This is a genomic window from Actinoplanes sp. CA-142083, from assembly GCF_050942195.1.
Classification (GTDB): Bacteria; Actinomycetota; Actinomycetes; order Mycobacteriales; family Micromonosporaceae; genus Actinoplanes.
Window position 1 is genome coordinate 4,742,956 of sequence record NZ_CP192076.1, and the last position, 24,125, is coordinate 4,767,080.

23 protein-coding genes are annotated in these 24,125 nt (G+C 70.6%); 11 read left to right on the plus strand and 12 right to left on the minus strand.

Going from position 1 to position 24,125, the window contains the following annotated elements; genetic code table 11:
• Positions 1–34 precede the first annotated feature (34 nt).
• Positions 35–403, plus strand: a complete 369-nt coding sequence (locus ACQPZX_RS21680; protein ID WP_433383560.1) for a hypothetical protein — start codon at positions 35–37, stop codon at positions 401–403.
• Entirely contained in the window at positions 400–1,848 is a 1,449-nt protein-coding gene (locus ACQPZX_RS21685) for a flavin-containing monooxygenase (protein ID WP_433383562.1), read from the plus strand. The genes ACQPZX_RS21680 and ACQPZX_RS21685 overlap by 4 nt, the downstream gene beginning before the upstream one ends.
• A 42-nt stretch (positions 1,849–1,890) precedes the next feature.
• Here the strand turns inward: ACQPZX_RS21685 and ACQPZX_RS21690 are convergent, their stop codons facing one another.
• The 3 genes from ACQPZX_RS21690 to ACQPZX_RS21700 form a co-directional block, all read right to left on the minus strand.
• Positions 1,891–4,350: a glycosyl hydrolase family 95 catalytic domain-containing protein gene (locus ACQPZX_RS21690; protein ID WP_433383563.1), complete on the minus strand. Its 2,460-nt coding sequence runs from the start codon at positions 4,348–4,350 to the stop codon at positions 1,891–1,893.
• 451 nt (positions 4,351–4,801) lie between these two features.
• Positions 4,802–5,434, minus strand: a complete 633-nt coding sequence (locus ACQPZX_RS21695; protein WP_433383565.1) for a sensor domain-containing protein — start codon at positions 5,432–5,434, stop codon at positions 4,802–4,804.
• A gap of 82 nt (positions 5,435–5,516) precedes the next feature.
• Positions 5,517–6,917 (minus strand): alpha/beta hydrolase family protein, encoded by a 1,401-nt coding sequence (locus ACQPZX_RS21700; RefSeq protein ID WP_433383567.1) that lies wholly within the window; start codon positions 6,915–6,917, stop codon positions 5,517–5,519.
• Between the two features lie 173 nt (positions 6,918–7,090).
• Here ACQPZX_RS21700 and ACQPZX_RS21705 point away from each other — a divergent pair, with 173 nt between their 5' ends.
• On the plus strand, positions 7,091–8,782 hold the full coding sequence (locus ACQPZX_RS21705) for an Imm49 family immunity protein (RefSeq protein ID WP_433383569.1): 1,692 nt from the start codon (positions 7,091–7,093) through the stop codon (positions 8,780–8,782).
• Here the strand turns inward: ACQPZX_RS21705 and ACQPZX_RS21710 are convergent.
• Both ACQPZX_RS21710 and ACQPZX_RS21715 read right to left on the minus strand, forming a co-directional pair.
• The gene (locus ACQPZX_RS21710; RefSeq protein WP_433383571.1) at positions 8,761–9,474 is read right to left on the minus strand and encodes an AfsR/SARP family transcriptional regulator; all 714 of its coding nucleotides are present in this window, start codon (positions 9,472–9,474) and stop codon (positions 8,761–8,763) included. The two genes, ACQPZX_RS21705 and ACQPZX_RS21710, sit on opposite strands and share 22 nt — an antisense overlap.
• Before the next feature lie 67 nt (positions 9,475–9,541).
• Positions 9,542–9,730 carry a hypothetical protein gene (locus ACQPZX_RS21715; RefSeq protein WP_433383573.1) on the minus strand — a complete coding sequence of 63 codons (189 nt, stop codon included), beginning with the start codon at positions 9,728–9,730 and terminating at the stop codon, positions 9,542–9,544.
• Between the two features lie 103 nt (positions 9,731–9,833).
• Between ACQPZX_RS21715 and ACQPZX_RS21720 the strand changes: the two genes are divergently transcribed.
• Entirely contained in the window at positions 9,834–10,559 is a 726-nt protein-coding gene (locus ACQPZX_RS21720; RefSeq protein WP_433383575.1) for an AfsR/SARP family transcriptional regulator, read from the plus strand.
• Positions 10,560–10,573: 14 nt separating this feature from the next.
• Positions 10,574–11,152 (plus strand): GrpB family protein, encoded by a 579-nt coding sequence (locus ACQPZX_RS21725; RefSeq protein ID WP_433383577.1) that lies wholly within the window; start codon positions 10,574–10,576, stop codon positions 11,150–11,152.
• Here the strand turns inward: ACQPZX_RS21725 and ACQPZX_RS21730 are convergent.
• The gene (locus ACQPZX_RS21730) at positions 11,130–12,179 is read right to left on the minus strand and encodes a LacI family DNA-binding transcriptional regulator (protein WP_433383579.1); all 1,050 of its coding nucleotides are present in this window, start codon (positions 12,177–12,179) and stop codon (positions 11,130–11,132) included. The genes ACQPZX_RS21725 and ACQPZX_RS21730 overlap by 23 nt on opposite strands.
• A gap of 187 nt (positions 12,180–12,366) precedes the next feature.
• Here ACQPZX_RS21730 and ACQPZX_RS21735 point away from each other — a divergent pair, with 187 nt between their 5' ends.
• Genes ACQPZX_RS21735 through ACQPZX_RS21750 form a run of 4 tightly spaced genes read left to right on the plus strand, consistent with a single transcriptional unit; the run spans position 12,367 to position 17,564 of the window.
• Entirely contained in the window at positions 12,367–13,269 is a 903-nt protein-coding gene (locus ACQPZX_RS21735) for a carbohydrate ABC transporter permease (protein ID WP_433383581.1), read from the plus strand.
• 38 nt (positions 13,270–13,307) lie between these two features.
• Positions 13,308–14,186, plus strand: coding sequence for a carbohydrate ABC transporter permease (locus tag ACQPZX_RS21740; RefSeq protein ID WP_433385365.1), 879 nt, complete (start codon positions 13,308–13,310; stop codon positions 14,184–14,186).
• An 11-nt stretch (positions 14,187–14,197) separates the two neighbouring features.
• On the plus strand, positions 14,198–15,538 hold the full coding sequence (locus ACQPZX_RS21745) for an ABC transporter substrate-binding protein (protein WP_433383583.1): 1,341 nt from the start codon (positions 14,198–14,200) through the stop codon (positions 15,536–15,538).
• A 49-nt stretch (positions 15,539–15,587) separates the two neighbouring features.
• On the plus strand, positions 15,588–17,564 hold the full coding sequence (locus tag ACQPZX_RS21750; protein WP_433383585.1) for a beta-galactosidase: 1,977 nt from the start codon (positions 15,588–15,590) through the stop codon (positions 17,562–17,564).
• A 71-nt stretch (positions 17,565–17,635) separates the two neighbouring features.
• On the opposite strand, the gene ACQPZX_RS21755 is transcribed toward ACQPZX_RS21750, so the two are convergent.
• Both ACQPZX_RS21755 and ACQPZX_RS21760 read right to left on the minus strand, forming a co-directional pair.
• Entirely contained in the window at positions 17,636–18,310 is a 675-nt protein-coding gene (locus tag ACQPZX_RS21755; RefSeq protein WP_433383587.1) for a cation transporter, read from the minus strand.
• A gap of 11 nt (positions 18,311–18,321) precedes the next feature.
• A complete protein-coding gene (locus ACQPZX_RS21760; protein WP_433383589.1) occupies positions 18,322–18,651 on the minus strand; it encodes an ArsR/SmtB family transcription factor in 330 nt (109 codons plus the stop codon).
• A gap of 52 nt (positions 18,652–18,703) precedes the next feature.
• Between ACQPZX_RS21760 and ACQPZX_RS21765 the strand changes: the two genes are divergently transcribed.
• Positions 18,704–19,189 carry an N-acetyltransferase family protein gene (locus ACQPZX_RS21765; RefSeq protein ID WP_433383590.1) on the plus strand — a complete coding sequence of 162 codons (486 nt, stop codon included), beginning with the start codon at positions 18,704–18,706 and terminating at the stop codon, positions 19,187–19,189.
• Here the strand turns inward: ACQPZX_RS21765 and ACQPZX_RS21770 are convergent.
• Positions 19,186–19,578, minus strand: coding sequence for a DUF1801 domain-containing protein (locus tag ACQPZX_RS21770; protein WP_433383592.1), 393 nt, complete (start codon positions 19,576–19,578; stop codon positions 19,186–19,188). The genes ACQPZX_RS21765 and ACQPZX_RS21770 overlap by 4 nt on opposite strands.
• A 113-nt stretch (positions 19,579–19,691) precedes the next feature.
• On the opposite strand from ACQPZX_RS21770, the gene ACQPZX_RS21775 reads away from it, so the two are divergent.
• Positions 19,692–20,105: a hypothetical protein gene (locus ACQPZX_RS21775; RefSeq protein WP_433383594.1), complete on the plus strand. Its 414-nt coding sequence runs from the start codon at positions 19,692–19,694 to the stop codon at positions 20,103–20,105.
• A gap of 146 nt (positions 20,106–20,251) precedes the next feature.
• Here ACQPZX_RS21775 and ACQPZX_RS21780 read toward each other — a convergent pair whose 3' ends face one another.
• The 3 genes from ACQPZX_RS21780 to ACQPZX_RS21790 form a co-directional block, all read right to left on the minus strand.
• On the minus strand, positions 20,252–21,511 hold the full coding sequence (locus ACQPZX_RS21780; protein WP_433383596.1) for a vanadium-dependent haloperoxidase: 1,260 nt from the start codon (positions 21,509–21,511) through the stop codon (positions 20,252–20,254).
• Between the two features lie 237 nt (positions 21,512–21,748).
• Positions 21,749–23,212 carry a benzaldehyde dehydrogenase gene (locus tag ACQPZX_RS21785; protein WP_433383598.1) on the minus strand — a complete coding sequence of 488 codons (1,464 nt, stop codon included), beginning with the start codon at positions 23,210–23,212 and terminating at the stop codon, positions 21,749–21,751.
• Between the two features lie 70 nt (positions 23,213–23,282).
• Positions 23,283–24,077 (minus strand): IclR family transcriptional regulator, encoded by a 795-nt coding sequence (locus ACQPZX_RS21790; protein WP_433383600.1) that lies wholly within the window; start codon positions 24,075–24,077, stop codon positions 23,283–23,285.
• Positions 24,078–24,125 lie beyond the last annotated feature (48 nt).

Consider the following 24,125-nt stretch of genomic DNA (forward strand, 5'->3'; position numbering starts at 1 on the left):
AGAAACCTCGTCCTGCACGTCGAGAGGGGACGCGATGAGCCAGCCCCGGAACACTGTGGTTGCCGAATCTACCACTGTCTATATAGCCGACGTTGACCCGGAAAGCCTGCTGATCCTGGTCGACGGCACCGAGACCGGGACCGGCGAGGACGGCGGTGGTGGCAGCGCCCCGCCGGGGGAGATCGGCACCGGCGAGGATGGCGGCGGTGGCAGCGCCCCGCCCGCTGAGGAAACCGGGACCGGTGAGGACGGCGGTGGTGGCAGCGCGCCTCCGGACGACCCGGACAACACGGGCACGGGTGAGGACGGCGGTGGCGGCACCGCGCCTCCCCAGGACTCGGCCCGGCCTCGTGCGGCGCTCGGCGCCTACGCCGGGCGGGTCGAAGTCTTGCATCGGGCATGAGCCAACCGCGCCTGGTCATCATCGGGGCCGGCTTCGGCGGCGTTGCGGCCGCGGTCGCTCTCCTGAAGGCCGGCTTCCGGGACGTCGTCCTGCTCGAGAAGGCGGGGTCGATCGGTGGCGTCTGGCGCGACAACTCGTACCCGGGATGTGCTTGCGACGTGCCGGCGCCGCTGTATTCGTACTCGTTCGCGCACAACCCGGAATGGTCCCGGCGCTTTCCGCCGCACGGCGAGATCCTGGCCTATCTGCGGCGGACCGCGGACCGTTTCGGGGTGACCGAGCGGGTGCGTCTGAACACCGAGGTCACCGAGGCGTGCTGGGATGACGCCGATGAATGCTGGCGGTTGCGCACGAGCGACGGCGAGGAAGTGATTGCCGACGTGCTCGTGCCGGCCGTCGGTCAGCTCAGCCGTCCCTCGGTGCCGTCGCTTTCCGGGGCGGAGCGGTTCGCCGGCCGGGCCGTGCACACCGCCGAATGGAACGAGAGCCTGGAGGTCGACGGAAAGCGGGTCGCGGTCATCGGCACCGGCGCGAGCGCCATTCAGCTCGTGCCGGCGATCGCGGGACGCGCCGCGAAGGTCAGCGTCTTTCAGCGGAACGCCCCGTGGACGCTGCCGAAACCGGATCGGCGCTACGGGGCGGGGCGGCGCACCGCGTACCGGAGATTGCCGCGACTGATGCGCCTGCCCCGCGCCGCCACCTGGGTCATGACGATGGTGCAGGGAAAGGCGATAACCGGAAATCCGGTCGCCGCCGCCGTTCTGCGCCGCGTTTCGACGCTGCAGCGGCGGTGGCAGGTGCGGGATCCGGCGCTGCGCGCCCGGGTCACCCCGACCGAGCCGATGGGCTGCAAACGGATCCTGTTCACCAGCGATTGGCTGCCGACGCTCGGGCGCGACGACGTCGACCTCGTCACCGAGAAAATCGTCGAGGTGACTCCGGAGGGCATTCGGACGGCCGACGGCGAGGTGCATGGTTGCGACCTTCTCGTGTACGCGACGGGCTTCGCGGCCACCGAATTCCTGGCGCCCATGCGCATCACGGGAAGGAACGGCCGGCCCCTCGGCGAGGTGTGGCGCGACGGCGCGTACGCGTTCCTGGGTGTCGCCGTTCCCGGGTTTCCCAACCTGTTCCTGATGTACGGCCCGAACACGAACACGGGCAACACCTCGGTCATCTATTTCCACGAGGCGCAGGCCCGCTATCTCGTGCAGGCCGTGAAACGGATCGGGCAGGGCGCCGGCCCGATGGAGGTGCGCGCGGAGCGGGCGATGGCCTTCGACGCCGAGATGCAGCAGCGCCTGGCGACGAGCGTGTGGACCGGCTGCCAGAGCTGGTATCGCACCGCCACCGGGAGGGTCGTCACGAACTGGCCGGGAATGGCGTCCGAATACCGGCGCAGAACGTCGCGCCTCGATGCTTCCGACTACGCGGGCGGCCGTTAGGGTCGCCCCACCCCGGTGGACGTCCGGGGTGGGGCGGGGACTTCAGCCTGCGGTGACGACGTAACGTTCGCCCGGGCGGGTCGTGAAGGTGATCCGGTCTCCTTCGCGTTCCGAGCGGTGCGGGAAACGGAACGCCGACCCGAAAAGGCTGCTGCGCAGGATGACGCGGGCGGATTGGCCGGCCGTGACGGCTATTTCCCGGGCGGCGCCGGCCGACCAGGCGATGTCGACGGTGAGGTCGCCGCGGGCGCGCAGCCCGGTCACCTTGCCTTCGGGCCAGGACGCCGGCAGCGCGGGCAGGATGTGGACCTCGTCGCCGTGGCTCTGCAGGAGCATTTCGACGACGCCGGAGGTGGCGCCGAAATTGCCGTCGATCTGGAACGGCGGGTGGGTGTCCCACAGGTTCGTCAGCGTGCTCGTCTTCAGCTGTTCGCTGAGCATCAGGTGAGCGTGGTCGCCGTCGAGCAGACGAGCCCAGAAATTGATTTTCCAGGCCTTGCTCCAGCCGGTGCCGCCGTCGCCCCGCGCGCGCAGCGAAACCTCGGCGGCGCGGGTCAACTCGGGAGTCGTGGCGGGCGATATCTGACGGCCGGGATGCAGCGCGTAGAGGTGTGAGACGTGGCGGTGGTCGTCGGCGGGATCATCCCAGTCGCCTTTCCATTCCTGGAGCTGGCCCCACGACCCGATCCGGGTGCCGGGGTCGAGGCGGTTCAGGGCGGCGGCGACCTCGTTCCGGAAACGGGACTCGCCGAGGAGGGTGGCGGCCTCGACCACATTGGTGAACAGGTCGAAGACGATCTGCTGGGACATCGACGCGCCCGCCGAGAAATCGCCGTGCTCGGGGGAGTAGCTGGGGGAGACCACCAGGGTGCCGTCGCGCGGGTCGACGATGAGCTCCTCCAGCCAGAAACGGGCCACCTCGCGCATCACCGGGTAGGCGCGGTCCCGCAGGAAACGGCGATCCAGGGTGAAGCGGTAATGGTCGTAGAGATGCTGGGCGAGCCACGCCGCCGCCTCGGGGAACCAGAAAGCAGTGGGCCAATCGTGGACGCCGGTGAAACCGTACGCGTTGGTCTCGTTGTGGACCACGAAGCCCGGATTGCCGAACATCTGTTTGGCCGTCACCGCGCCCGGCGCGCGCAGCGCGTCGATGAAGTCGAACAGCGGGCCGGTCGTGTCGCCGAGGTTCGCCGGATCGGCGAGCCAGTAGTTCATCTGAAGGTTGATGTTGACGTGGTAATCGGCGCTCCAGGGCGCCGCGTCGTATTTGTTCCACACGCCCTGCAGATTCGCGGGGAGCCGGGCGTTGTCGCGCGAGGACCCGATCAGCAGGTAGCGGCCGTACTGGAAGAAAAGGGCCTCGAGGGCGCGGTCGGCCGGGCTTCCGGCGCCCTGATAGGACGCCAGCAGCTCATCGGTCGGCACATTCGGCATGTGCTGTCCGAGGTCGAGACGCACCCGGCCGAAAAGCGACCGATGGTCGCGCACGTGAGCGGCGAGCAATTTCGCGTACGGCTGCGCGGCGGCGCGATCGACGTCGGCCGTGACTCGGCGGTGGGGATCGGTTCCGCGATAGGTGGGGTATTTGTCGGAGTAATTGGTTCCCGCCGCGACGAGAATGGTCGCCCAGTCGGCGCCGCTCACGGTGACCGACCCGTCCGGATTGTCCACCCGGCTGCCGCCGCCGGTCAGCACCCGCACCTGCCCCTCGAAGCGCAGCCCGTTGTCGGTCAGCGCGCCGGCGACCGTGATCCGGCCGTTCACGGCGGTGGTGGTGGCGGTGCGGTTGGCCGGCAGCGCGACCGCCGCGGTGAAGGAGACCTGCCCGGCCCGGTCGGCACCGAGCCGGACCACGATCACCCGGCCGGGGTTGCTGACGAAATGTGAACGCTCATGCCGCACGCCATCGGCCGTGTACGAGACCGTGGCCAATGCCGTATTCAGGTCGAGGGAGCGCCGATATCCGGTGACCGCGGCGTCCAACTCCGGGAAAGTTAATGTGAGTTCGCCGAAGCTCTGATAGCTGCCGTAGGCGAACCGCGCCTGCCCGAGCTCCGCGGCCACCTCCTCGGGCGCCACCCGCTCCCGCTCGTTGATCTCCTGTTGCACTCGGGCGATCGCCCCCGGGCGGGGCTCCCGCCAGTTCCCGAAGTCGTAGCCCTCCGAGCCCGGGCCGCCGGTCCACAACGTCTTCTCGTTGAACTGGATCGCCTCGGTCCCGGTTCGCCCGAAGACCATCGCCCCGAGGGTGCCGTTCCCGATCGGCAGCGCCTGGCTTTCCCAATCCTCGGCCGGCTCGTCGTACCAGAGCGTGAGCCCCGCGTCCGGCGCCGTCCCGGTTAACGCCGATTCGCCCGGCGCGGACCCGGCCGGCGTGGCATCGGCGAGCCCGGCATCGCCCGGCGCCGCGTCGGCCCGCCCGGGCAGCCCGACCGCGGAGGCCGCGACCGCCGCCCCGGTCCCTGCCAGCATCGCCCGCCGAGACACCCCCCGGTTCGTCATCTCGTGCACGTCCCCTCCGCAAAGATCGGCAAACTTCAATGTCACCTGGGAGGGTAAGGCCGCCGTGGGTGACGGGGAAAGGCCTTACCTGCATCGTGGGCCGGGAAACGCAGCCGCGCCGGGAGGAGCGCGGAACGCAGCCGCGCCGGGAGGGGCGCGGAACGCAGCCGCGCCGGGAGGAGCGCGGAACGCAGCCGCGCCGGGAGGAGCGCGGAACGCAGCCGCGCCAGGGGAGTACGAAACGCGGCGGGCCCGGGGGAGTGCGGAGCGCCTGGCGGGCCCGGGAGGAGTGCGGAACGCGGCAGGCCCCGGAGGGGCGGAACGCAGCGGCCCAGCGGAGTGCGGAACGCTGGCCCTGCGGACGGGCGGGAAAGCGCGAGCGCGGATGCGCACCGTCGACGCCCGGTGCGCATCCGCGCTCGCAGAGCCAGGAAAGGCAGCGAGGAGAAAGCTAGAGCAGCACCTTCGCGAACCGCGCCTCCAGGGTCGCCGCCCAGCGGGTGACGGCCGGCAGGGTGACGGCGAAGACCGCGGCGATCGCCAGGTAGAAGATGACGATCGTGCCGTATTTGTCGCCGAAGCCCAGCAGCTCGGGCAGCTCGACGTCGTCGGAAGGCAGGGCCCAGCCCCACAGCGCCCAGGTGGCGCCCCCGAGCACGCCGGCCCACCAGGTGACCACGAAAGAGAACGCGATGGTGCTGGGGGCGAGCCGCAGTACCGCGTGGGCGAGGTCGCGCCATGACTGCGGGTCGCTCAGCACGGCCAGCACCCGGGCGGGCATCGTGGCCGACTTGGCCGCGCGGTAGGACGGCGTGGGTAGGGCCGCGCCGAGCACCGCCCCGACCCGGGCGCGCTCGGCGGCGGCGAAGCCTCGCGCCAGCATCAAGGTCGCAACGAGCAAGGGCACGCCGATCCAGACCACCACCAGGCCCGCCCCGGCCGCGAAGCCGGTCAGGCAGGCGCTGAACGCGATCACCGCCGGCGGGAATCCGGTGAGCACATAACGGGTGTCGGTGACGAGGCGTCCCCACGCGCGGACCGCCGGCGCGGGAGCGAGCTGGGTGTCGATCTGTGTCGTCGTCATGCCCATGACGCTATTCACCGATGGGCGCGCGGCCGATCCGGTGAGCCGCCCGATCGATGGTGGTGCTAGCCCTACCAAACGGCTAAGGGCAGGCCGGCGCCACGAAGTAAGCGTGCGTTCCCCGCGTGAATCGGCACCCGAACGCCGGCGAAGCCACCGCCTTCGGGTTGAGGATCGCGTCCCCGGCCGGCCGGTGTCCGGTGTAGACCCAAGCGGTCAGATCGTCGAAACCCGAAACCAGCTCCTCCTGCGTGAAGTCGCAATGCCCCACGCCCCGGATCGCCCGCGACACGAACGGCCGGCCGTGCGCCGCCGCCCGCAGGGCATACACCTGCTCCATCGAGAACGGCACGAACAGATCGCCGATGTCGTGCAGCGACAGCACCGGGATTCGCGGGTTGCCGTCCACGCGCGGGATCCCGGCCAGCCCCCGATCGGCGACGGCGGTGTGGCGCACCCGCAGCACCGAGGCGTTGAGCCGCCACTCGTCCGCCGTCGGCCAGATCCGGTCGGTGCTGCGATAGAACGTCCCGCGGTTGTCGGTCACGTTCCCGGGCGCGATGTTGGCCGTCCCTCCGCTGAGACCCGGGTACAACCCGAAGAGGAACGGCATGTCACTGAGGGGCGCCAGCGAGGTCGCCGTGTTCCAGTAGGCGAACGCGCTGTCGAAGCCGGGCCGCGACCCGCCCGTGCGGCGTTCCACCACGTCGGACCACGTCTGCCCGGCGGGAGTCAGCGTCGGCGGCCGCCCCACGTTCACGCCGAGGGCCGGCAGCATGGCCGCCACCTTCGCCCGCCACTGGTCCTGATAGTCCGGCGGGGGCGTCAGCGGGAAGTTGATCGACGTTCGCGTGAGGGCGGCGGCGGTCACGTTCGCGTCGAGGAAATAGTCGAACAGCTTCGCGTCGCCGAGCACGCCGCAATACGGCATCGCGCCGGCGAACGCGCGCGGGTAGGTCTCGATCGCCACCGCGGTGACATGCCCGCCCATCGACGCGCCGGTCATGATGACGCTTCGCGCCGGGTGGCCGGTCGCCTGGCGGAAAAGACCGATCATCGCGTACGAGTCACGCACGCCCTGCCCCACGTCGTAACCGTTCGTCGCGTAACTCGAGGCCGCCCACGCGTACCCGGATTCGATGTAGTGCGCGCGCAATCCGGGCGACTCCACATACACCGTCGTGCCCGTGCCGCGGTAGCCGTGCGCGTACACGACGAGCCGGCCGTTCCACTGGGCGGGCACCTCGATCCGGTACGCCGCGCCCGCGCTGATCCCGGTGTAGACCCGGGCCCCGGCCAGCGCCACGAACGGCGTCCCGCTGACGTCGCAGTTGGGGTCGGCGACCGTATACCCGGTCTGGGTGGTGCTCGGAACCGGCGCCACACAGGCCGGCGGGGAGGAAGCGGATGCCGGCGTCCCGACCACCGCGAACGCGGCCACGAGACTCAGGGCGACAGCGGCACGCGTCCAGGCAGTGATCATCGTCGTTACCTCCCGGTAACATCCAATGCCCGCCATCGATGACTGTCAAGACCGAGGTCACGGCGCTGACCTGGTTGAGCGGCAATACGGCTACAGGCTGGGAAAGGAGCTGTCCACGACCCTGCCCCACGTCGTCTACTACTACGTCAAGCAGACCGAGGGGAGGCAGCAAAGTGCGCTGGACGGAGACCCTGGCGTTTGTCGAGGAGCGCCGCGACGCGCTGCTGACCCGCGACCCCGCCGGCCGCGACGGGCTCGATCTGCTCGAGGCCGAGCTGGAACGCGCCTGCCTCACCGCCACCCTCGGCAAGTCCCGGCTGCGCGACCAGGCCCTGGCCACCGCCTCGGGCGCGGCGGCCGCGGCCGGAATCGCCTGGATGCGCGACCGTGGCCACGTCGAGCTTCCGGTGGCCGGCGGCGTGCGGCAGCTCCCGTGCCGGGGCGCCTCGATGGCGCCGGGCACCTGGTTGATGGCGTTCGGGGTGTGCCGGGCGCTGCGCGACGGGGCGGCGCTGGCCGTGCTGGGCGATCCGCGGCTGCTGGAGCGGCTGGGCGAGCACGGCGATTCCTTCTGGACGCCGGTCGCCACGGCTCTGACCAGGCCGGACGCCGCGACGGTCGCGGCGGCGCGCGAAGCCCTGATGGGGACGGGCGAAACGATCGCCGAACCGGAATACGTCGCTTTGCGCGTACGTCCTCTGCTTGATCTTCTTGCCGCCGGTGAGCAGACGGCGTTCGACGTGGCCCTCGCCGCCGCCCTGCGGTGTCACCAGGAGTTCTATGGCCGGCAGGAGTGGGAGTCCGACGCGTTCGGGTTGCTCGCGCTGCCGCTCATCGGCCTCGCCGCGCTCGGCCATGACCGGGGATTTCAGGTCCGGCTGGGTGCGGGGTTGCTGCCGCAAGATCTCGTACGCGGTGACGTCCGTCCCCTCGGCACTGTCCGTTACCACTTCCCGCCGGGGCGGCTGCACCGCTCCGAGGAGGCCACCTGGTTCCTCGACCTGGAGGGCTTCCCCCGGGCCGGACGCGCGCACGGCATGGCGTTGCGGGACGGCCGGATGCGCGCCACCTACACCGCGGCCGACGGTCCCGGCCTGCCCGAAGCGTGCCTGTCGGTCGAGCCGCCGCCACCGGTCGAGGGCGTCGAGGATCTGATGGACGCCGGCGAGCTCGTGCTGACCGCCGACCTGCTCTCCGGGCGCGCCGGCGACGACCGTCAGCGCCGCGCCTGGCTGGCCGAGGCCGCCGACTGCCTGGCCGCCGCCCGGTCCCGTCCCGAGCCCCGCTTCGTCCACGAGCGCGGCTGGGCCGCCTACCGCGCCGAGCCCGGCCGCTTCGACCCGGAGCGCCTGGCCGCCGTCGAGACCGCGTGGCGGGAGATGCTCGACGAGTGGGACGCCGCCGACTCCCGCACCCAGGCGGGCGTGTCGATCACCGTGCTGCGCCTGCAGCTGGAGCCGATGCTGGAGGCCATTGCCGTCGACCGCACCGGCGTGGCGCTGCGCGAGATGCGGCCCCGCGACGAGGACTACGCGAAGACCTTCACGCCGGGGACGGTCGAGCGGGCGCGCAGCCGCTACGAGGAGCTGTGGGCGGGGCCGCTGGACTTCCGCCGCCCCGATCCCGAGGCCCGGGTGGAGATCCACGTGGCGCCGGCCGGGATGCTCGGCGACGCGAACGAGCTGTCCCGGTTCTTCCCCGGCGGGTACCGCTCGATCGCGGGCCTGCTGATGCCCAAGCGGGTGTGGGCGGCCTGGCGGTATGTCACGCCGGGACAGACGGCCGGCCTCTCCTACGACGGGCTCACCTGGTGCGACGACCACTGGGCGTGGTTTCCCAAGCCCTACCGGCTGCTGGCGAGCTGAACCTTCTCGAAGAGGGCGCGGATCTCCGGGCCGGGCTCGATGCCCAGGTGCTCGCGGAGCTCGCCGCGGAACGACCGGTACTGCCGGACCGCCTCGGCCACGTTGCCGTCGCCGAGGTGGGCGGCGATCAGCACCCGCTGGGCGGTCTCGCGCAGCGGCTCGATCTGCACGGCCCGCATGCCGGCGTCGATCGCGGACGCGTGCCGCCCCTGCGTGGACAGCCGGCGGCAGAGCGCCTCGAGGCCGTGCATCCGCAGCTGGCGCAGCCGTTCCCGCTCGATGACCACCCAGTCCTCGTGCCACTGCGGCAGCAGGTCGAGGCCGAGCATGGCCGCGGTCACCGGCGGCTCGCCGGCCGCGAACGGGTCGGCCATCAGCCGCCGGGTGGCGCCGACCAGGTCGGTGAGGTCGACCCGGATGCCGCGGTCGATGCACAGGTACGGGCCCTCGGAGCTGATCAGGCCGGCGCCGATGCGGCGGATGCGCCACAGGGCGGTGCGCAGCCGGGCCGCCGCGCGCTCCTCGCCCACGTCCGTCCACAGCGTGCCGGCGACGACGCAACGGTGCTGATGCCAATCGTGCAGCGCGAGAAATGCGAGCAGCCGCTGCCCCGCGACCGGAATGGAAATGCTCTTTCCCGCATACTTGAACTCCAGCCCGCCAAGCAGGCTGAGCTGCGCCACCACCGCCATGAAACGCACCCCCCGGACGCCATTGGAGAACGCGCCCGGCGGGCCTTCAAGGCAGTTGTCGTTGATTTTATTTGCCTGACATATCGAGCAGCCAATGGCGGACGGCCTCGGTGATCTCGTCGATCCCGGCGGCGTAGCGCGGCGGGCCGTCGTCCTCCTCGCCGGCGACGGTCCACTCGAAGAAGCGCGCGACGACGTCCTGACGATCGCACCAGACGCGCAGCAGCAGCGCGCCCGACGGCGGCCCCTCATCCACGGCTTCCTCCCCGGGTCGAGTGCGGATCGATCGTCGCGGGGCGCTGTCACGGCGGCGTTGCGGCGGAGACGCGCCGGTGACGGCGGCTGGCTAGCTTGGCCGGATGACGCCCGATCCGGCCGCCGTCGTGCTGCACCTTCGCGGCGGCCCCTACGTCACCGTGGGCCGGGAACGCCGCGAGGTCCCCGAGGGCAGCAAACGGCTTCTCGCGTACGTGTCATTGAGCCGCGCCCCGATGCGGCGGCGGCAGGTCGCGGCCATTCTCTGGCCCGGCGCTGGAGAGGTCCGCGCCTCCGGCAACCTGCGCTCGGCCCTGTGGCGGCTGCGCACCGCGGGCGTCGGCCTGCTGGCCGCCGACAAATGGTCGCTGCGCCTGCGCGACGACGTCCTCGTCGACGTGCACCTCATGAGCGACTGGGCGGCCCGCTTGACCCGCGGCGTCCCGCACTCGGCCGACCTGGCCGTCCTGCCGTCCCTCTCGGACGCCCTGGAGCTGCTGCCCGGCTGGTACGACGACTGGGCCCTGGCCGAGCGCGAGCGGATGCGCCGGCGGCTCCTGGAGGCCCTGGAGGCGCTGAGCCGGGCCCTGGCCCGGGCCGGCCGGCTGGGCGAGGCGGTGGAGGCCGCCGTGGCCGCGGCGACCGCCGATCCGCTGCGCGAGAGCGCCCAGCGGGCCCTGATCCAGGCGCACGCAGCCGAGGGCAACTGGGTCGAGGCCCGCCGCAGTTTCGACGCCTACCGCGACCTGTTGCGCCGTGAGCTGGGCGCCGAGCCGTCACCCGACCTGGCGGCCCGGCTGCCGAGAGCCCGCCGGCTTGCCTCCGTGTAGTTAGCTTGTGCGACATGCGTATGCCGCCGCTGCCCACACCGGCCCCGCTCGACGAGCCCAGCCGCGTCGTGGGCGACCGCCCTACCCAGGTGTCGAAGCCGATCACGATCAGCCCGTACGACCCGGACTGGCCGGTGCGGTTCCGCCGCGAGGAGGCCCGCATCCGGTGCGCGCTGGGGGCGACCGCGCTCTCCATCGACCACGTCGGGTCGACGGCCGTGCCGGGGCTGGCGGCCAAGGACCGCGTGGACATCGATCTGATCGTGGCCGATCCCGCCGACGAGGACGCGTACGTGCCGGCGCTGGCAGTAGCCGGCTACCGGCTGGCCGCCCGGGAGCCGCACTGGTACGAGCACCGCTGCCTGTGGGACGCGAACCACGACGTCAACCTGCACGTCTTCGGTCCCGACTGCGACGAGCACCTGCGCCACCTGATCCTGCGCGACTGGCTGCGAGCCAATCCCGGCGACCGCGTCCTTTACGAGGCCGGCAAGCGCGAGGCGGCCGCGGCGAGCCCGATGTCGATGTCCGGCTACGTCGCCGCCAAGGGTGGCGTCATCCTCGACATCCTCAGGCGCGCCGGCCTGAGCTGAGGGCCGGCGGGGGAGCGGTGCTCTCCCGCACGACCAGCGTGGTCGGCACCAGCACCGTGCCGGCCTCGGCGCGCTCGTCGTGGATCTGTTCGAGCAACCCGTGCACGCAGCGCCGGCCGACCTCGGCGAAATCCTGGTGGACCGTGGTGAGCGGCGGCAGGTAGGCGGCGGCGTCGGGGATGTCGTCGAAGCCGACCACGCTGACCTCCTCGGGCACCCGGCGGCCGCGCTCGTGCAGGGCGCGCAGCACGCCCAGGGCCATCTGGTCGTTCGCCGCGAAGATGGCGGTGCACGACGGCTCGCCCGCCAGGACCAGGCCGGCTTCGTACCCGGAGGCGGCCGACCAGTCGCCGCGCTGGACCGGCGGGACGACCCGGCCGGCGTCCTCCAGCACCGCGCGCCAGGCCGCCGCGCGCCGCTCGGAGGAGAACGACTCGGCGGGCCCGGTGACGTGCCAGACCGTCTCGTGGCCGAGGCCGAGCAGGTGGCGTACGGCCTGGCGGGCGCCGTCGGCCTGGTCGGTGTCGACGACGGGGTAGCGGTCGCCGGCGTCCGAGTCGACGACCACCACCTGCACGCCGGGCGGCAGCGTCAGGTCGACCGCGTCGAGCAGGTGGACCTCCATGATCACGATGATGCCGTCGACCGCGAGCTCGCCGAGCCGGGTGAACGCGCCGAGCACCCCGTCCTGGGTCGGCGCGGCGACCGGGAACAGCGTGATCGCGTACCCCTCCTGCGCGGCCTGCGCCGCGATGGCCTCCACGGTGCGGCTGTTGCCGGTGGTGGCGAGCGTGAACAGGATGACGCCGATGGTGCGGAAGCTGCCGCGCTTGAGCGCACGTGCGGCACTGTTCGGTCGGTAGCCGAGCTCCCGCATCGCCTGAAGCACCTGAATCCGGGTCTTTTCGACCACGCCCGGATGGCCGGTCGACACCCGCGAAACGGTCTGTGACGAGACGCCCGCCAGCCGCGCGACGTCGGCCATCGAGACGCCGCGGCTGCGCCGCCGGGGAGATGCGTCGGTCATCGAACCTGACTCCTTGACGATCCGTGGTGCCAGTGAAACTATCACCTCGATGTTTACGTAAACATCACGTCGCTGAACTTCGAGCAACACACTGAAACACGATCGAACACGCGCCGGGTGCACAATGTTTACGTAAACATCCGGAACGCCGCCGGGGAGCCCCGGCGGGATCGGAAGGGTGAGGGGCATGGCAACAACCCAGGTCGCGGCGCCGCCAGGCCGTCGCGTTCGACGCCGGTCATGGAAGGGCTGGCAGTTCGTCGCCCCGTTCATGCTGGTCTTCGCGCTGGTCTTCCTCGCGCCGATCGTGTACTCGATCTACCTGAGCCTGTTCAAGAACCGCCTGGTCGGCGGCAACTCGTTCGTCGGGCTGGACAACTACCAGCAGGCGATCCAGGACTCGCAGTTCTGGTCGTCGTTCGGCCGGGTCGCGCTGTTCCTGGTCGTCCAGGTGCCGATCATGCTGTTCCTGGCCCTGCTGGTGGCGCTGGCCCTCGACTCCGGGCGGCTCTACGGCAAGTCCTTCTTCCGGATCACGATCTTCCTGCCGTACGCGGTGCCGGCCGTCGTCGCGACGCTGCTCTGGGGCTTCATGTACGGCAGCCGGTTCGGCCTGGTCGGCAACATCAACGACGCCCTGCACGTCGCGCTGCCCGACCCCCTCTCCCCGCACCTCGTGCTCGCGAGCATCGGCAACATCGTGACCTGGGAATTCGTCGGCTACAACATGCTGATCTTCTACTCGGCGCTGCGCACCGTGCCGCACTCGCTCTACGAGTCGGCCGAGATCGACGGCGCCGGCCAGTTCCGGATCATCACGGCGATCAAGCTGCCGGCCATCCGCGGCGCGCTCGTGATCGCCACCATCTTCTCGGTGATCGGCAGCTTCCAGCTGTTCAACGAGCCGGCCATCCTCAAGCCGCTCGCCCCCAACGCGATCACCACGTTCTTCACCCCGAACCTGTACGCCTACTCGCTGTCCTTCTCCGGTCAGCAGTACAACTACGCGGCCACGGTCGCGATCATCATGGGCCTCATCACCATGGTCATCGCCTACGTCGTGCAGCTCCGCGGCGCTAGGGAGAACTGATGTCCACGGCGTTGCGCTCCACCACCCGTACGCGGGAAATGTCATCCACCGCGACCGGTCGCACCAAGCGCAAGCGCAAGGGAAGCGTGACCCTCACGATCCTGACCGCGCTCATGGCTCTCTACACCCTCGTGCCGCTGGCCTGGTTGTTCTTCAACTCGACAAAGACGCAGGACGGTCTGTTCACGTCGTTCGGGCTGTGGTTCGACGACGGCAAGTTCGCCCTCTTCTCCAACATCAAAGACACGCTGACGTACGACGACGGGATCTTCCTCCGCTGGCTGGGCAACACCCTGCTGTACGTCGTCATCGGCGCGGGCGGCGCGACGTTCCTCGCCGCGCTGGCCGGGTACGGGCTGGCCAAGTTCGACTTCCCGGGCCGCAAGGGCGTGTTCGCCGTCGTGATCGGCGCGGTTGCGGTGCCCGGTACCGCGCTCGCCGTTCCGCAGTTCCTCCTGTTCGCCAAGCTCGGCCTCACCGACACCCCGTGGGCCGTGATCATCCCGTCGCTGGTCACGCCGTTCGGCCTGTACCTGATGTGGACCTTCTCGGCCCAGGCCGTCCCGGGCGAGATCCTCGAGGCGGCCCGGGTCGACGGCGCCGGCGAGTTCCGCACCTTCTTCAAGATCTCCGTGCCGCTGCTCGGTCCCGGGCTCGTCACGGTGCTGCTCTTCAACGTGGTGGCGACCTGGAACAACTACTTCCTGCCGCTGATCATGCTGAAGGACCCGGACTGGTACCCGCTCACGATCGGCCTCAACGCGTGGAACGCGCAGTCCGGCACCGCGGGCGGCCAGGCCGTCTTCAACCTCGTCATCACCGGGTCGCTCCTCACGATCCTGCCGCTGATCGCGGCGTTCCTCCTGCTCCAGCGCTACTGGCAGTCCGGCCTCGCCGCCGGAAGCGTCAAAGAATGAAAGGACCCCTCATGCGCAAACTTTGGCCGGTGGCGGCAGCTGCCGCCCTCACCCTGGCGCTGGCCGCCTGCGGCGGCGGCAACGACTCCTCCGATTCCGGTTCCGGCTCGTCCTCGGGCGGTTCCGTGTCGGACGCCGACGTCACGGCGGCGCTCGAGAAGGGCGGCACGCTGACGGTCTGGGCCTGGGAGCCCACCCTCAAGCAGGTCGTCACGAGCTTCCAGCAGAAGTACCCCAACGTGAAGGTGGACCTGGTCAACGCCGGCACCGGCGACAAGCAGTACACCGCGCTGCAGAACGCGGTCGCGGCCGGCAAGGGCGTCCCGGACGTCGCGCAGATCGAGTACTACGCGCTGCCGCAGTTCGCCCTCGGCAAGTCGCTGACCAGCCTCAAGGGCTACGGCGCCGAGGACCTCAAGGCCGACTTCACCCCCGGCCCGTGGAACTCGGTGCACTCCGGCGGCGACATCTTCGGCCTGCCGATGGACTCCGGCCCGATGGCGCTGTTCTACAACAAGGACGTCTTCGACAAGTTCGGCGTCAAGGTGCCCACCACCTGGCAGGAGTACCTCGACGCCGCCCGCAAGATCCACAAGGCCGACCCGAAGGTCTACATCACCAGCGACACCGGTGACGCCGGCTTCACCACCAGCATGATCTGGCAGGCCGGCGGCAAGCCGTACCAGGTCGACGGCACCAACGTGACGATCAACTTCGCCGACCAGGGCAGCACCACCTTCACCCAGGTGTGGCAGCAGCTGATCACCGAGAAGCTGGTCGCCCCGATCTCCGGCTGGACCGACCAGTGGTTCCAGGGCATCGCCAACGGCACCATCGCCACCCTGCCCACCGGCGCGTGGATGCCCGCCAACTTCACCTCCAGCGCCCCCAGCGGCTCCGGCAAGTGGCGCGCCGCCGAACTGCCGCAGTGGACCGCCGGCGCCAACGCCAGCGCGGAGAACGGCGGCAGCTCGCTCGCCATCATGGACAAGGGCGCCAACAAGGCCCTCGCCTACGGCTTCATGAAGTACGCCAACGACGGCGACGGCGTGCAGATCCGCGTCGACAACGGCGCCTTCCCCGCCACCACCAAGCAGATCAACGACCCGAAGTTCCTGAGCACCGAGTTCAAGTACTTCGGCGGTCAGAAGGCCAACGAGATCTTCCAGAAGTCCGCGCAGAACGTCGTGCCCGGCTGGTCCTACCTGCCGTTCCAGGTCTATTCCAACAGCATCTTCAACGACACCGTCGGCAAGGCGTACGTCTCGGGCACCACCCTCGCCGACGGCCTCAAGGCCTGGCAGGAGCAGTCCGCCAAGTACGGCACCGAGCAGGGCTTCACCGTCAAGTGACACCGGGGGGCCCGCTTCGCGGCGGGCCCCCTGTTCCAAAGGAGATCGTGTGAGTTCCACCCGTTGGCTGCGCCGCTCCGGAGAGCCCCGCCTCGAGTACGGCGCCGACTACAACCCCGATCAGTGGCCGCGCGAGGTCTGGGACGACGACGTCCAGCGCATGCGCGAAGCCGGCGTCACCATCGTCTCGCTCGCGATCTTCTCCTGGGCGCGCATCGAGCCGGCTTCCGGTGAATACGACTTCGCCTGGCTCGACGACGCGATGGATCTGCTGCACGCCAACGGGATCCTGGTCGACCTCGCCACCGCGACCGCCTCGCCGCCGCCGTGGCTGACCACCGCGCACCCCGAGATCCTCCCGGTCGACCGCCTCGGCAACACCATCTGGCCCGGCGGCCGGCAGCACTGGCGGCCGACGTCGCCGGTGTTCCGCACGCACGCGCTGCGGCTGGTCCGGGCCATCGCCACCCGTTACGCCGACCACCCGGCTCTGGCCGCCTGGCACGTCAACAACGAGCTCGGCTGCCACAACGTCTACGACTACTCGGACGACGCGGCGCGCGCCTTCCAGTCGTGGCTTCAGAGTCGCTACGGGACCATCGAGGCGCTCAACGACGCGTGGGCCACGGCCTTCTGGTCGCAGCGCTACGGGTCCTTCGACGAGATCATCCCGCCGCGGCTCGCCGCCACCCACCCCAATCCCGGCCAGCAGCTGGACTTCAAGCGGTTCTCGTCGGACGCGCTCAAGGACTACCTGATCGCCGAGCGGGACCTGCTGCGGTCGATCACGCCCGCCGTCCCGGTCACCACCAACTTCATGGTGATGGGCGAGCAGAGCTCGATGGACTACGCCGACTGGGCCTCGGAAGTCGACTTCATTTCCAACGACCATTACCGTACGCCCGGCGCGCGCTCGGCGGACGAGCTGTCGTTCTCGGCCAACCTGACCGGCAACATCGCCGGCGGCAAGCCGTGGTTCCTGATGGAGCACTCGACCAGCGCGGTGAACTGGCAGCCCGTCAACCTGGCCAAGCGGCCCAGGGAGCTGGAGCGGGATTCGCTGCTGCACGTGGCGCACGGCGCCGACGCGGTGTGCTTCTTCCAGTGGCGGCAGTCCAAGGGCGGCGCCGAGAAGTACCACTCGGCGATGCTGCCGCACGCCGGGGCTTCCTCTGATCTGTTCCGGTCGGTCGTTTCCCTCGGCCGGCGGCTCGAGTCGCTCGCGCCCCTCGCCGGCACGCCGCGGACGCCGGCCCGCGCGGCCATCGTCTTCGACTGGCAGTCGTGGTGGGCCGCGGAGCTCGACTCGCACCCGACCGACCGGCTCCGCTACCGGCGGGAGGCGTTCGACTGGTACACGGCGTTCCTGGACCTCGGAGTGCGGGCCGATGTCGTGCCGCTCGCGGCGGACCTGTCCGGCTACGACGTGGTCGTCGCGCCGATCCTGTACGTGGTGCCGGCCGACCTGTCTTCCCGCTTGGACGCTTATGTCGCCGGCGGCGGGCACCTCGTGACGACCTACTTCTCGGGCATCGTCGACGAGCACGACCAGGTGTGGCTGGGCGGGTATCCGGGCGCCCTGCGGAAGTTGCTCGGCATTCGCATCGAGGAGTTCGCGCCGCTGCTGGACGACGAGCGGGCGGACTTGGACAACGGCACGGTCGGCACTCTCTGGACCGACCGGATCGACGTCACCGACGCCGCCGTCGAGGTCCTGGCGTCGTACAAGACCGGCGACCTGGCCGGCCGCGCCGCGGTGACCAGGCGTGCGGCCGGGACGGGCTCGGCCTCGTACGTTTCGACGCGTCTCGGGCCCGAAGGGCTCGGTGTGGTCCTCGGCGAGCTCCTCGCGCGCGCCGGCGTGACCAGCGATCTGCCGGCGGACCTGCGCGGCCGTGTCGAGGTGGCCCGGCGCGGCGAGTTCCGCTTCGTCTTCAACCGCACGGACGCGCTGGTGGACATCTCGGCCCTCGACCCGGCCAACCCGATGCTCGCCGCCAGGGGAGTGGCGGTGATCCGCGCCTGACCGTTCCAGGCGCGCGCGGTAGGCCCGGTGGCTGAGGTGTTGGCCACCGGGCCCTCGGGTGTTTCCGGCTTTCAGTCCGCGCAGCAGCCGTCGGAGCAATGCGGCGTGGCCTGCTCTGCCGCAGGCCCGCCCGGGGTGCAGCAGGTGCCGCCGCGCCAGGCTTCGCGGCCTTCCTTCACCGCGACCGCGGCGATGACGAGGGCGGCGGCCGGGTCGGCCCAGGACCAGCCGAACAGGCCGTTGAGGGCCAGCCCGGCCAGCAGCACGCCCGAGAGATAGGTGCAGAGCAGTGTCTGCTTCGAGTCGGCGACGGCGGTGCGGGAACCGAGCTCGCGCCCGGCGCGGCGCTGCGCGTAGGACAACCCCGGCATGACCACCAGCGAGACAGCGGCGAGGATCAGGCCGGCCGTGGAGTGCTCGGCCGGGCTGTTGTTAACGAGCGTTCGCACAGACTCGACAGCCACGTAGGCGGCAAGCCCAAAGAACGAGAACGCTATGATCCGCAGCGCCGTCTTCTCGCGGGTCTCGGGATCGCGCGCGGCGAACTGCCAGGCGACCGCGGCCGCCGAAGACACCTCGACAACAGAGTCGAGCCCGAATCCGATCAGTGCCGTCGAGCCGGCCGCCGCGCCCGCGCCGATCGCAACAACGGCCTCGACCACGTTGTAGGCGATAGTCGCCGCGACCAGCACCCGGATCCGCCGCCCCAGCACAGCCCGCCGCGCCTCGACCGAAGTCATCCCCATGGCGGTCATCGTCAGCAGCAGCCCATCGTGGCGGAGTCCGGGCAGACGGCCGGGTCGGTGGCGAGCACCAGGCCCATCAGCGCTTCGAGCGCCTGCCTGATCCGCTCGTCGGCCAGCTCGTAACGGGTGCGACGGCCCTCGGGGACGGCGACGACCAGGCCGCAGCCGCGCAGGCAGGCGAGGTGGTTGGAAAGGTTCTGCCGGCTCACGCCGAGCAGGTCGGCCAGGTCGGCGGGGTAAGCGGGCGCCTCGCGCAGGGCCAGCAGCAGCCGGGCCCGCGTGCCGTCCGACAGCGCATGGCCGAAACGGGCGAGAACCTGCCCGTGCGTCACGGTCTCCACGACGCGACAGTACAGCGGATCCTGAATCCAGGGAAGGCTGTATGGTGCGTCGGTGCGGATACGTGAGTTTCGTGAGGCCGACTGGCCGCAGGTCTGGGAGATCATCCAGGACGTCGTGCGCGCCGGCGAGACGTTCCCCTACGACCCGGCGATGACCGAGGGCGAGGCGCGCGTGACCTGGATCGAGGCGCCGCCCGGCCGGACGATCGTCGCGGTCGAGGGCGATCGCGTCCTCGGCACGGCCAAGATGGGGCCGAACCGGCCGGGAGCGGGCGCTCACATCTCCACCGCGAGCTTCATGGTCGCCGAGGCCTCCCGGGGCCGCGGCGTCGGCGGGGCGCTGTGCCGGGACGCGACCTCGTGGGCGAAAAGCCACGACTACGCCGGCATGCAGTTCAACGCCGTCGTGGAGACCAACCGCTCGGCCGTCGAGCTGTATCAGCGGCACGGATTCCGGATTCTCGGCACCGTGCCGCGGGCGTTCGCCCACCCGTCGCGGGGGCGGGTGGGACTGCACCTGATGTACCTGGAGTTCTAGCCGGTCTTCTTGAGCTTGCGCCAGCCGCCGGCCTCGTTGTTGACCGCGATCTGCCGCAGCATCGCCGTCAACGCCGTGCGCGGGATCGGGTCGTTCTCCCAGAAGGCGACGGTGCGGGCGGTGGTGTTGTCATGCCCGCCGGTGATGATCCCTTCGGGGTCGGGCACGATCGCGCCGTCGTAGAGGAACAGGTTGAGGTGATCCTTGGTGCCCAGCAGCGCGCAGACGTTGCCGTGGTGCACGAAGTAGGGCCGTACGGTGCGCTTGATGGTCTCTTCGATGCCGGGGACCGCCTCGTGGATCAGGTCGCGGAGGTCCTGCCCGAGCCGCGCCTGCCAGCCGGGCAGGGTGGCGAGGTACGCGTCGACGCCGGGATGGGTTTCGCTCATACTTCCTAGACCGCCCCGAGCGGCGAAACTCATCGACGGAACGGCAGGGCTGAATGGTTTTTCGAGGCCGCCTGCGATCGAGGCCCGAGATCGCCGCCGCCTTCCTGTCGATCATGGCAGTCGTGTGGACCGGCGCGCTGGCGTTCTCCGGTGCTCGAGCGATCGACGATGCCCGCGGCGGAACCGTCGACGCCGAAGTCGTCGACATCACGACGAATGTGCCGGGCCGGCGGTGGTACGACGTCCGGTTCACCACTCTTGATGGGCGGGTCTGCCTGTCTCGCGTCGATTCCGGCTCGAACCCGCCGCCTCGCGAGATCCGGGTCGGTGGGACGTCGGAGGTGTCCTACGCGGCGTCCAGCCCGTGCGACAGCGACCTGTTGCGCGAGTCGGGAACCAAGTCGCCCTGGGGTTTCGTGATCTTCGCGGCGGTGGCGGTCGTCGTGTGCGTGTTCGGCGCGTGGGGGCGCCTCCGCGCGTACGCCGCGACCCGGAAGGGCTCCGACCCGGTGCGCCGCGTGCCGTGAGGGCGAACTACAAACTTGTACTTAGTCCCGAGATCTTGTCGTTGACCTGCGGGAACGTCACGCTTGTAGGAACCGGGACGCTCGGGCCGCGGAAGAAATGAGTCACTGAAGGTCAAACTCACCCGCGGCCCGGCGTCCTACTTTCGCTAACGGCGGCGGAACTCGTGGGACAGGACGTAGCGGGCGACGCCGTTGCCGATCCGGACGCCCTGCTCGTCGGCGGTGCGGAAGTGGACGCCGCCCCAGATGCGGGCCTCGACCACCTCGTCCAGGGCCGCCGAGAAGCTGTCGAAGTTGCGCGTCGTTCCCGAGTCGGCGCTGTAGGCGCTGAACGCGATGTCGTCGCGGCCGAAGAACACCCGCAGCGTGGTCATGATGGTGGCCGTGGAGCAGGTGTGGCCGGAGGTGTAGTCCGGGAACGGCGGCGTGACCAGCAGCGGCATCCACGCCGGGTCGCCGGTGGTGGCCGGGTTGCCGTCGTTCGAAGCCTCCTGCACGGCCGTGACCGGGCGCCAGAAGCTCCAGTACTTCTTCTCGTTGAAGCACGCGACAAGTGAGTCGGCGTTCGCCACGTCCGCCATCGCGAACATCCGGGCCGTCTGCAGCGTGTTCAGGTGCTGCGTCTCGGCGAGCTGGCGCTTGATCGCCCACTCGGTGAGCCGCCGGTCGTGCCACCAGATCGCCGCCTCGGTCTGGTCCTGGGTGCGGACCGTGCTGGTGGCGCCGCCGATCGCCTGCACCTCGTTGAGGTCGCGGGCGTACTGCCGGCTGGTCAGCGCGGGCGGCCCGGCGGTGCGGAACATGTCGTTGCGCGGGATCACGAACGAGCGCATCGACCCGACCCACGCGCCGTCCGACGCGTTCGTCGGCGGGGTGGGCCGCCACACGCCCGGCGTCGTGCCGGCCGTCCAGGCGTCCGTAGGGTCGAAGGCGCCGTCGTCCACCCGCGCGGCGATCATCGCGTCCGCGGTCTGTGTGCCCACCGCGATGCCGCCGGCCTTGCCCCGCCCGTCCGGGATGGCCGCGAGCGACTCGGCGTACATGGCGTCGAGCGACGCGGCTTGCGCCGGAAAGAGCGAAACAAGCACGCGATGCGCCGCGGTGGCCACGGCAGCGTCGGCGGAGTCACCCCGGTGGGTGCGAGGCGAGACCAGGTACGGCTGGTACGGCGTACCCGCGATCGCATTGACCGCGTCGTAGACCGCCCCCTGAACCATCGCGAAACTGCGCGGAGCGACATACGGCCCCTGGCGGGCAACCTCGTAGATGGCGGTCTGCGCGTTGTTGTTCCAGACCACGACCGCGTTGGGCCCCGAAGCCCCGGTCGAAGCCGAGGCGGGCGTCACCAGCGTGGTCACGGCCAGCGCGACAGTCGCGACGGCGGCGAACAGCCTGATTCTTCTCATACGACATCCCCCCGTAGTCGTCGGTTCGAAAGGCATCGAAACCCGGTACGGCGCGGGGGACAAGACCGTCCATCCGATTTGGACAGAAGGAGATTTCGGGCAGTAGGGACGCCGTTGCCTCTGCCCCGGCACCTAGGGCAGAGGACGGCGGGGCGCCGGCCATCGGGGGGAGAGGCCGGCGCCACCGATCCGGGTCGCCGCCCGCCCGGCGGCGGGCCAGGTGGGCGGCGACGACTGTCAGAAGGGGAAAGATGCCGGCTGGCTGCGGACGGTCAGCCAGCGTGTGTCGGTGAAGGCGTCGATGTTGGCCTGAGCGCCGCCGAAGCGGGAGCCGGTGCCGGAGGCGCCGGTTCCGCCGAAGGGGGCGTTGGCCTCGTCGTTCACGGTCTGGTCGTTGATGTGGACGATGCCGGTCGGGATCCGGTCGGCCAGCTCGACGCCGCGCATCGCGTCGCGGGTGACGATGCCCAGCGACAGGCCGTACTCGGTGGTGGTGGCCAGGGCGATCGCCTCGTCGACGGTGCTGAAGCGGGCGACCGGCGCGACCGGGCCGAAGATCTCCTTGGCGAACGCGGGCGTCGTGGTCCCGACGCCGGCGATGACGGTGGGCTGGTAGAAGAGGCGGTCGAAGCTGCCGCCCGCGGCCAGCCGGACGCCGTCGCCGACCGAGGAGGTCACCAGGTCGTGGATCTTGTCGCGCTGGCCGGCGTCGATGACGGGGCCGAGCGCCACCTGCTCGCGGGCCGGGTCGCCGACGGGGAGCTTGGCGGCCTTGTCGGCGAGGCGCTCGACGAAGTCGTCGTAGATGCGCTCGTGCACGAGGTGGCGGCCGGTGGTCATGCAGATCTGGCCCTGGTGGAACCAGCTGCCCCAGGCGGCCAGGTTGACCGCGGCGTCCACGTCGGCGTCGTCGAGGATCAGCATCGCCGAGTTGCCGCCGAGCTCGAGGTGGGCCCGCTTGAGGTGGCTGCCGGCGAGCGCGCCGACCCGGCGGCCGGCCTCGGTGGAGCCGGTGAACGAGATGACCGGCACCCGCGGGTCGGTGAGGATGGCCTCGCCGACGTCGGCGCCGCCGATCAGCACCTGCAGCAGGCCGTCGGGCAGGCCGGCCTCCTGGAAGATGCGGGCGAGCACGAGGCCGCCGGTGACCGCCGTACGCGGATCGGGCTTGAGCAGAACCGCGTTGCCGAGGGCGAGCGCGGGGGCGACCGAGCGGATGCCCAGGATGATCGGCACGTTGAAGGGCGAGATCACCCCGACCACGCCGACCGGGTAGCGGCGGGCCATCGAGAGCCGCGGCTCCTCGGAGGGGATCAGCGACCCGTACGGCAGGCTGGGCAGCGCCGCGGCTTCCCAGCACTCCTGCTCGGCGACGTGCAGGGCGAAGCCGGCCAGCCCGGGGATCGCGCCGACCTCCCGCACGTTCCACCACGAGATCTCTTCGGCGTGAGAAGACCACAGCTGGGCGGCCTTGCGCAGGACGGCGGCGCGCGCGGAGTGCGGCAGGGCGGCCCACTCGCGCTGGGCTTCGGCGGCGACCTTGGCGGCCCGGGACACGTCGTCGGGGGTGGCCAGGTTGACCTGGCCGAGCGCCTCGCCGGTGGCGGGCTCGATCACGTCGGTGGCGGCGCCGCTCCCGGGGCGCCACGACCCGCCCTCGAAGATCTGGTCGTTCCAGCGGGACTGATCGAGCAGAGCCATCGTCGGCACCTTCCCACGAGAAAGTTTCGCCGAATCTAGGCCCGAAACCATCGCGAAACAACGCGGTGTTTCAGATATTCGAACGGTAACCCAGTTGGTGCGAGATGTCGGAAGCGGTCCGCCGCAGCGGTCCGCCGAGGCGGCTGACCACCGACTCCACCGAGGTCGTCCAGGTCGTCAGGTGCACGGCGACGTTGATCGCGGCGACCACGTGGCCCGAGCGGTCGCGGATCGGGGCGGCGATCGAGCGCAGCCCGGGCGCGAGCTCCTCGTCGTTGACCGCGATGCCCGCCTGCCGCACCTTGGCCAGGGCGGCGACCAGCTGTTCCCGTACGGTGATCGTCTTGGGACCGCGGCGCGCGAGATCCATCCGGTCGAGCAACCCCCGCAGCGCCGCCGGCTCGCGATAAGCGAGCAGAACTTTCCCCATCGACGTGCAGTACGCGGGTAGCCGCGATCCGACGTGCAGGTTGAGATCGACCGCGACGCCGGCCGTGCGCCGCGAGCGCCGCCGCTCGACGTAGACGATATCGGCGCCGTCGAGGACTGCCATGCTGGCCGCGCAGCCGGTCTCGTCGGAGAGCGCCTGCAGGTGCCCGGCCGCGACTCCGGTGATCTCCATCGAGCTGATCGCGGCGAAGCCGAGGTCGACGACGCGCGGGCCGAGCGAGTACTTCCGGGTGTCCGGGTCCTGCTGGAGGAAGCCGAGGCTGGTCAGCGTGGCCACGTAGCGGTGGGTGGTGCTGCGGTTGAGGTCGACGGCGCGGGCGATTTCGGCGATGCCGAGGACCGGGCCGTTGGCGGCGAACTCGCTGAGAATCCGCAGGCCGCGCTCGAGCGATTGGGAGAACGACGGCTGCGTCATGGCGTTGCACCATATCAACGCGCGTTCCAGATATTCGAACATCGCGTT

What these genes read in the sequence shown, in the direction of transcription:
- ACQPZX_RS21720 (WP_433383575.1), top strand. Translation starts at nt 9,834, where the DNA reads ATGACGCCCGATCCGGCCGCCGTCGTGCTGCACCTTCGCGGCGGCCCC.
- ACQPZX_RS21680 (WP_433383560.1), top strand. Translation starts at nt 35, where the DNA reads ATGAGCCAGCCCCGGAACACTGTGGTTGCCGAATCTACCACTGTCTAT.
- ACQPZX_RS21730 (WP_433383579.1), bottom strand. Translation starts at nt 12,179, where the DNA reads ATGACCGACGCATCTCCCCGGCGGCGCAGCCGCGGCGTCTCGATGGCC.
- ACQPZX_RS21775 (WP_433383594.1), top strand. Translation starts at nt 19,692, where the DNA reads ATGGCAGTCGTGTGGACCGGCGCGCTGGCGTTCTCCGGTGCTCGAGCG.
- ACQPZX_RS21740 (WP_433385365.1), top strand. Translation starts at nt 13,308, where the DNA reads ATGTCATCCACCGCGACCGGTCGCACCAAGCGCAAGCGCAAGGGAAGC.
- ACQPZX_RS21745 (WP_433383583.1), top strand. Translation starts at nt 14,198, where the DNA reads ATGCGCAAACTTTGGCCGGTGGCGGCAGCTGCCGCCCTCACCCTGGCG.
- ACQPZX_RS21785 (WP_433383598.1), bottom strand. Translation starts at nt 23,212, where the DNA reads ATGGCTCTGCTCGATCAGTCCCGCTGGAACGACCAGATCTTCGAGGGC.
- ACQPZX_RS21710 (WP_433383571.1), bottom strand. Translation starts at nt 9,474, where the DNA reads ATGGCGGTGGTGGCGCAGCTCAGCCTGCTTGGCGGGCTGGAGTTCAAG.
- ACQPZX_RS21725 (WP_433383577.1), top strand. Translation starts at nt 10,574, where the DNA reads ATGCGTATGCCGCCGCTGCCCACACCGGCCCCGCTCGACGAGCCCAGC.
- ACQPZX_RS21695 (WP_433383565.1), bottom strand. Translation starts at nt 5,434, where the DNA reads ATGACGACGACACAGATCGACACCCAGCTCGCTCCCGCGCCGGCGGTC.
- ACQPZX_RS21790 (WP_433383600.1), bottom strand. Translation starts at nt 24,077, where the DNA reads ATGACGCAGCCGTCGTTCTCCCAATCGCTCGAGCGCGGCCTGCGGATT.
- ACQPZX_RS21700 (WP_433383567.1), bottom strand. Translation starts at nt 6,917, where the DNA reads ATGATCACTGCCTGGACGCGTGCCGCTGTCGCCCTGAGTCTCGTGGCC.
- ACQPZX_RS21755 (WP_433383587.1), bottom strand. Translation starts at nt 18,310, where the DNA reads ATGGGGATGACTTCGGTCGAGGCGCGGCGGGCTGTGCTGGGGCGGCGG.
- ACQPZX_RS21780 (WP_433383596.1), bottom strand. Translation starts at nt 21,511, where the DNA reads ATGAGAAGAATCAGGCTGTTCGCCGCCGTCGCGACTGTCGCGCTGGCC.
- ACQPZX_RS21735 (WP_433383581.1), top strand. Translation starts at nt 12,367, where the DNA reads ATGGCAACAACCCAGGTCGCGGCGCCGCCAGGCCGTCGCGTTCGACGC.
- ACQPZX_RS21770 (WP_433383592.1), bottom strand. Translation starts at nt 19,578, where the DNA reads ATGAGCGAAACCCATCCCGGCGTCGACGCGTACCTCGCCACCCTGCCC.
- ACQPZX_RS21690 (WP_433383563.1), bottom strand. Translation starts at nt 4,350, where the DNA reads ATGACGAACCGGGGGGTGTCTCGGCGGGCGATGCTGGCAGGGACCGGG.
- ACQPZX_RS21685 (WP_433383562.1), top strand. Translation starts at nt 400, where the DNA reads ATGAGCCAACCGCGCCTGGTCATCATCGGGGCCGGCTTCGGCGGCGTT.